The sequence below is a fragment of the Algibacter sp. genome (assembly GCF_049667265.1).
Classification (GTDB): Bacteria; Bacteroidota; Bacteroidia; order Flavobacteriales; family Flavobacteriaceae; genus Algibacter_B.
In genome coordinates, this window is sequence record NZ_JBATHX010000367.1 from 1 (window position 1) to 7,311 (window position 7,311).

8 protein-coding genes are annotated in these 7,311 nt (G+C 30.4%); 3 read left to right on the forward strand and 5 right to left on the reverse strand.

Annotated features, from left to right (window positions below; translation table 11 throughout):
- The coding region (locus WBN21_RS12780; protein ID WP_424200875.1) for a lyase family protein at positions 1-502 on the reverse strand (502 nt) is incomplete at its 3' end.
- Positions 503-649: 147 nt separating this feature from the next.
- On the opposite strand from WBN21_RS12780, the gene WBN21_RS12785 reads away from it, so the two are divergent.
- The 3 genes from WBN21_RS12785 to WBN21_RS12795 all read left to right on the forward strand — a co-directional run bounded on the left by WBN21_RS12785 (position 650) and on the right by WBN21_RS12795 (position 3,354).
- Positions 650-2,245: a sensor histidine kinase gene (locus tag WBN21_RS12785; RefSeq protein ID WP_424200877.1), complete on the forward strand. Its 1,596-nt coding sequence runs from the start codon at positions 650-652 to the stop codon at positions 2,243-2,245.
- Positions 2,246-2,445: 200 nt separating this feature from the next.
- Positions 2,446-3,087: a peroxiredoxin gene (locus WBN21_RS12790; RefSeq protein WP_424200879.1), complete on the forward strand. Its 642-nt coding sequence runs from the start codon at positions 2,446-2,448 to the stop codon at positions 3,085-3,087.
- Between the two features lie 93 nt (positions 3,088-3,180).
- Positions 3,181-3,354: a hypothetical protein gene (locus WBN21_RS12795; RefSeq protein ID WP_424200881.1), complete on the forward strand. Its 174-nt coding sequence runs from the start codon at positions 3,181-3,183 to the stop codon at positions 3,352-3,354.
- 87 nt (positions 3,355-3,441) lie between these two features.
- Here the strand turns inward: WBN21_RS12795 and WBN21_RS12800 are convergent, their stop codons facing one another.
- The 4 genes from WBN21_RS12800 to WBN21_RS12815 all read right to left on the reverse strand — a co-directional run.
- The gene (locus WBN21_RS12800; RefSeq protein WP_424200883.1) at positions 3,442-5,865 is read right to left on the reverse strand and encodes a TonB-dependent receptor domain-containing protein; all 2,424 of its coding nucleotides are present in this window, start codon (positions 5,863-5,865) and stop codon (positions 3,442-3,444) included.
- An 89-nt stretch (positions 5,866-5,954) separates the two neighbouring features.
- Positions 5,955-6,296 carry an arsenate reductase (glutaredoxin) gene (arsC, locus tag WBN21_RS12805; RefSeq protein ID WP_424200885.1) on the reverse strand — a complete coding sequence of 114 codons (342 nt, stop codon included), beginning with the start codon at positions 6,294-6,296 and terminating at the stop codon, positions 5,955-5,957.
- Positions 6,296-6,913, reverse strand: coding sequence for an HAD family hydrolase (locus WBN21_RS12810; protein ID WP_424200887.1), 618 nt, complete (start codon positions 6,911-6,913; stop codon positions 6,296-6,298). The genes arsC and WBN21_RS12810 overlap by 1 nt, the downstream gene beginning before the upstream one ends.
- The coding region (locus tag WBN21_RS12815; protein WP_424200889.1) for a peptide chain release factor-like protein at positions 6,910-7,311 on the reverse strand (402 nt) is incomplete at its 5' end. The genes WBN21_RS12810 and WBN21_RS12815, both read right to left, overlap by 4 nt.

The following is a 7,311-nucleotide window of genomic DNA, read 5'->3' on the forward strand; positions in this document are numbered from 1 at the left end:
ATTGCTTCACACCTGGAATAGTTGTTTCAACAATTTTCTTGTAAGCCGCAATGTGCATACCCGTTGGAAACGTATCATTTGATGATTGTGATTTATTTACATCATCATTTGGTTGAATGGTTTTTTCGCCTTCACCAATAACGTTTCCAGCTATTTGATGTGCTCGGTTAGCAACCACTTCATTTACATTCATGTTACTTTGTGTACCAGAACCTGTTTGCCAAATTACTAATGGAAATTGATCATCTAGTTTTCCTTCTAAAATTTCCTCGCAAACTCGGGCTATTAAATCACGTTTCTCAATAGCTAAAACTCCTAATTCACAATTTGTATATGCAGCAGCCTTTTTCAAGTAAGCAAATCCGTATACAATTTCAAGTGGCATAGAACCAGAAGGCCCTATTTTAAAATTGTTTCTTGAACGTTCGGTTTGTGCTCCCCAGAGTTTATCGGAAGGTACTTTCACCTCGCCCATGGTGTCTTTTTCTATTCTATATTTCATGATATTTTTGAAGATTAAATGCTATACAAAATTACAATTTTTGGTAGGTAATAGCAATTTTAAATAATAATAAAATTAAAAGAATCATTTATATTTGATGAATTATTTGTTTTACTAATCTTTTAGATTTTATTGTATCCTTAAATCATGAAAATAAATAAATATCATATTGTTATTGTTACAATTTTGTTGATTGGTTTGTTGTTTTTAAATCAATTTATTTCAGCCTATTATGCACTTGAAAGAAAAAAAATTGATGATAACCTAAATATCACACATTCTGACGCCATGATTCGCGCTCGCGCTGGAATTAATGTTTATGCCACTTTGGTGTCATCTTTAAAGAGCTATACTAAAAATAGCACTAATTTTCCAACGGATGTTGAACTTCAAAACTATTTGAACGATTTATTAAATGAAATAAAATTTGACAACTCTATTATTGTTAATTATATAGATACGACACATGTTTTTAAATATATTATTTCCCCAAATGAAATTGATGCACTTGGACTAAAAGGAGTTTCAGTAAAAGAATTTATAGATAAGGATAGACTAGATCAATTAGATAAATTGATGCTGTCCGAAAATATTAGTTTGTTTTCTCCAATAAATTTGAGAGAAGGATGGGTGGGATTTCCATTTAATTTTTCTGCACGAGATAAAAACAATAATATATTAGGATATTTTGCACCTATTATAAATGCAAAGTATCTGTTAGATTATTTTTATGAAGGCAATAATAGTAAGGAGTTTGTGCACAAATTTATTGTGAAAAATTCTTTTGATTTAACCCGAGAAGCCTTTTACGACGGTTCTGAAATTTATAATGTGGATAAAGATTTAGAATATTATAAAAATTTTGATGTCGAGGAAGACAATTATATTTATTCAGATATCAATGTGTTTAATTTAAAACTAAGGGTAGGGAGTGCGTTTAAAAGCAAACCTAAAATAAGTAATACAATAGCATTTTTAGCTTATTTATGGTATTTCATCATCTCTTTTTCAATTTTAATTATTTATAATCAATTTTCAAAAAACAAAAGACTTAATAAAAATTTAAAATTTGCGAATACAGAAATAAGCAATCAGAATTTAGAATTAGAAAATAATTTAACTAAAATACAAACGCTAATAAAAGAAATACACCATAGGGTAAAAAATAATATGCAAATGATTTCGGGCATTTTGACTTTGCAGCAAGATGAAAGTGATGATGCAAAAGTAAAAACGGCATTAGAGCAAAGTAAAAACAGAATTAATTCTATGGCTTTAGTGCATGAAAAGCTTTATGGTAGCACATCGCTTAAAGATATAAATACAAAAGAGTATTTGGAACAACTAATAGATTTTGTTGAAAGAACTGTTAAGTCTGAAAAGTTAAATTTGAAGAAGACCATAAATATTGATAGTCATTTAATTTTTGATGGAGATACGACATCAAATATAGGTTTGATTATTAATGAATTGGTAACTAACTCATTTAAATACGCCTTTAAAAAAGATAGTGTTAACGCTTTAAATATTTCAATCTTAAGAGAACCAGATTTTTACGTATTGGTTTATTCAGATAGTGGCCCAGGAATTCCTGAAAATTATGGTTTTGAAACTTCAACTTCTTTAGGTATGCAACTTATTCTTATATTGACTGAGCAGCTTCAAGGAAAACTTGAATATTCAAATGATGGTATTAGCACATTTAAAATTTATTTTAATCCGCTTGTGCCTAGTTTTAAATAATAATAGCTTTATTAACTCATTTCATTAATGCTTACATTAAAAGTTGCTAAGACAGTTTTTTTGGTGTTTTTAATTATTGATTTAAGTTAGCCTTTACTACTTCATTTTAACATTAAAATAACGCTTATCGTATCAATTTAGAGTTTGAAATCTAGTAATTTAGTAGGACTAAATTAATACAAATTATAAAAAATGATATTATGGCAACAATTAGGTTAGGGGATGAAGCTCCAAATTTTACAGCAAAAACATCGGAAGGTGACATTAATTTTCATGAATGGTTAGGGGATAGTTGGGGAATTTTATTTTCTCACCCTGCTGATTATACTCCAGTTTGTACCACAGAATTAGGAACTGTAGCAAAATATAAAAAAGAATTTGATAAGCGTAATGTTAAAGTTGTTGCCCTAAGTGTTGATGGATTAGATTCGCATAAAGGATGGATAAAAGATATTAACGAAACACAAAATACAACCGTTAATTTTCCAATAATTGCAGATGAAGACAGAAAAGTTTCTGAGCTTTACGATATGATTCACCCAAATGCGGATAGTAAATTTACGGTTCGTTCGGTGTTTGTAGTTGATAATGAAAAAAAAGTAAAACTGATTATAACGTATCCAGCTTCTACTGGAAGAAATTTTGATGAATTGCTTCGCGTTATTGACTCGTTACAATTAACGGCATACCATAAAGTTGCAACACCTGCAAACTGGAAACATGGAGAAGACGTTGTTATTAGCCCCGCCATTTCAACTGAAGATGCAAAAGGAATTTTTACAAAAGGTGTTAATGAGATTAAACCTTATTTACGTATGACGCCACAGCCAAATTTAAATTAGTTAAAAACTCTGTTAATAAATTTCATATTGATATTGTATAAAACCTACCTTTGCATTATCTTTGTGAGATATTTATAAAAGACAATTACATTTATGTTTGATTTTAGCCAGTATTTAGGATTTTTAGCATTTTTAGGTATTTTAACCTTAGGATTTTGGTTAATGATTTTTTTATTAACTTTTGTTATTCCTTATTGGATAGGAGGTTCTTTAATTGAAAGATTGAAAGAAATGAGAGAAGAAAAAAAAGCTAAGCGTCAAGCATAAAACATAAAATATTAAAATAAAAAAGGGGAAACTAATTTAGTTTCCCCTTTTTTTGCGCATTTGTTTTTCTGTTTGATAAATATGTGTTTACATATCCATACCGCCATCTCCGTCAAAACCACCTTGCCGTTCACGCTTTTTCTGTTGGTTGAATCTATAGGTAAATGCTAAATTAAAAGTACGTCCACCTCTAAATTGAATTTCTTGATAAGCTGTAAAAGTATCTGCCGTAATGTTATTTTTAAAAACTCCCGTGTTAAAAAGGTCTCTTACACTAAAAGCCATTGAAGCTTTGTTTTTAAATAAATCTTTACTGAAAGCTAGGTTTGTTGATAGAATTCCTTTTCTATCATTTTGGGCATCAGTACTTGGGCCTCTGTAATTTAAGTTAGTTTGCCAATCTATATTATATGGTAATGTTAATTTGTTGGTTAGTCGTGCTCTCCAAGTTAGGTTGTTTGCACTTAGGTCAATACCATTGTAATTGCCATCTCTTTCAAATTTGTAAATATTAAAATCGCTATTAATTCTCCATTTTTTTGAGACGTTATAATTTAAGTTAAATTCCATACCATATCTGTTTTCGTCACCTAAATTTACTGGGCCTCTTTGAATGACAGGAAATGATTCACCATCAACTATAACTGTTTCATTAGAATTTCTACTCACAAAAGACATGATATCTGTGGCATATGAATAATAAATTGAAGACGAAATAGTTAGTTTTTTTAGTTTATTTAAATAGCCTATTTCAAAAGTACTTGCAAATGTTGGATTTAAATCTGGATTACCCTGAAATACATTTGTAATGCTAGAGCGGGAAGGGAATGGGTTAAGCATAAAACCTCTTGGTCTTCTTATTCTTCTATTATATCCTACACTAAAACTTTGTGTTTCGCTAATTTCATAATTTAAATTTAAAGTTGGGAAAAGACCATTAATAACTTTTTTATTAAAATCGCCTGTGGTAGGTTGGTCTATTGTGATTCTAGTATTTTCGAATCGTAACCCTAATAGGTATGAAAATTTATCTATTTTACTACCAAATTGACTATAAATAGCTGTATTGTATTGTTTAAAATTAAAAAGATTTGTTAAATTGTTATTAACTACAAAATCTCCAGATTCAGAATCTAAAAGCGACACTTCAAAATCTGTTGTTCTAGTTGAAAAATCTCCTCTATATCCAAATTCTAATTGGCTTTTTTCTCCAATTGGCAAAACATAATCTGATTGTAATAATATTTCTTCTTGATCTTCAAGTGTAGAAACTATTTCAGAATCTACACCATCAATATTTATAAGTGAATTGACATCTTCATTTGAATTTTCATATTGAAAATCAAAAGTTAATTTATGGTCACTTTCTTTAAAATTTTTGGTAAAATTCAAAGCGTATTGTATTGTTTTGTCATCCTCTTGCTCGGGGTCCAATCGCTCACTTTCACTAGTGGTATTACTAACTTTATTAAACTGAACAAGTTTGTTAACCGAATTATTTTCAGAATCGTTATTGCTATAAACAATGGAAGTGGTTATTGAAGCAGAATCATTAATGTACCATTCAATACCAGTATTTGTAGTAATACCTTTTTGGGTGTCCGTCCATCTTCGTTTTTCATCTAAATTAGGAGTGTTAATATCAAAATATGTAACATCGTTAAACCATTTTCCTAACCGTTCGGTATAACGATAAGATGTGGTGTTGAAAATATTTATATTTCCAGTTCTATAATTTATATTACCAGAAATACCGGCCGAATTTGGGTGTCCAATATTTGTTGTAACGGAACCATTTAGTCCTTGTAATTTACTTCTGCGTAAAATAATATTTAATATTCCAGCGGTTCCTTCAGCTTCGTATCTTGCAGAAGGCGAGGTAATTACTTCTACTTTTTCAATAGCATCTGCAGGTAATTGTTTTAATGCTTCGGTTGAATTAAGCCCAACTAATCCTGATGGTTTTCCATTAATAAGAATGCGTACGTTGTCGTTTCCTCTTAATGCAACATTTCCTTCAGCATCAACCGAAACGGATGGGACATTATCTAAAACATCGCTTACGTTTCCACCACTAACAGTAAGGTCTTTGCCAACATTATATACTTTTTTATCAAGTTTGATTTCTACCGTTGTTCGCTCGGCAATAATTTCAACTTCATCAAGAGATTCTGCGTTAATTTCAAGAAAAAAAACACCTAAATTTTCAGGTTTTGAAATATTTTTATTGGGAATTGATATGGTTTTGAATGAAATATATTCAATAGTAATGTCATAAATTCCTGTAGGAACTGGTATTCTAAAATTTCCTTTAGTATCGGTAATTCCGCCAGTTATTATTTTGTTTTGATTTTTATCTAAAAACGCAACGGTTGCGTATTCTAAAGGCTGTTTTGTTTCCTTATCAAACACATTTCCAGTAATGTTAACTTCTTTTTCTTCTGATTTTTGAGCAAAAGCAAACTCAGTAGATAATAAAATAACAAATAATAGTGTGAAATTTTTTAACATAAGTAACCTTTAGAAAATGTGACTGCAAATTTAGCCTAAGGTTTAACGGGAATAGGTTAAAGTTATGTTAATGCTATTAAAGATTTTTGCTATAAAATTGATGAAATTAATTCTGGTGGTCTGCCAATAACCGCTTTATTTCCATTTATAATGATTGGTCGTTCGATTAGTTTTGGATATTTTAGCATAGCAGCAATAATATCAGCATCAGTTAAGTCTTTATTTTTAAAGTTTTCTTTCCAAATAGCTTCGTTTTTCCTTACTAAATCTATGGGTTTTATTTCTAATAGATTGATGATGCCTTTTAATTCTTTAGCAGAAGGGACATCGTCTAAATATTTAATAATTTCAAAATCTTTACCCGATTTTTCTAATATTTCTAATCCATTTCGCGATTTTGAACATCGATTATTGTGATAAATTTTAATCATTATATATGAATATTAAATGTTTTTAATTGCTGGACAAGTTTCTCTGGCGATTCAAAACGAATGCCGTTTATTCCTAAATTATTTGCAGCTTCAATATTTCTAAGATTGTCGTCAATAAATACAGCGTTTTCAGCTTTAATGTTGAAACGACTTAATGTTAAGTTGTAAATGTCATCAAAAGGTTTTCTGGTTTTTTCTTCACCTGAAACAATTATCCCTTCAAACCAATGTAAAAATTCAAAGCGTTCCAATGCAATAGGGAAGGTTTCTGCACTCCAATTTGTTAAAGCAACAACTTTGTAATCATCAGATTTAATAAATGCTTCTAAAATTTTCACGGTACCTTGAATAGCGTCACCTAGCATTTCTACCCAGCGGCCATAAAACATACGGATGTGTTTTTCGTGCTCTGGAAAAAGTGCGACGCGCTCTTCTGTTGCTCTTTCTATTGGGTAACCAGCATCCTGATTTTCATTCCAATCATGGGTACAAATATTATCAAAAAACCATTGCATTTTTTCACGATTACCGTTGAATTCATCTAAAAAAACATATTCAGGATTCCAGTCTATTAACACACCTCCAAGGTCGAAAATTATAGTATCTATTTTTTTCATAACTGATTATCATCCTCTATTTTTTGCCCCATAGCCATTAAATACGACTTTAAAAACTCATCTATATTTCCATCCATTACGGCATCAACATTCCCTGTTTCATGCCCCGTTCTAACATCTTTCACTAATTTATAAGGATGCATAACATAGTTTCTAATTTGGCTTCCCCATTCAATTTTCATCTTGCCAGCTTCAATATCTTCACGCTGCGACAATTGTTTTTGAAGTTCAATTTCATACAATTGCGATTTCAACATTTGCATAGCTCTAGATCTGTTATCGTGCTGAGAACGCGTTTCCGAACATGAAATTTGAATACCCGAAGGTTTGTGCGTTAATTGTACTTTAGTTTCCACTTTATTTACATTTTGACCTCCAGCGCCACTTGAACGTGCCGT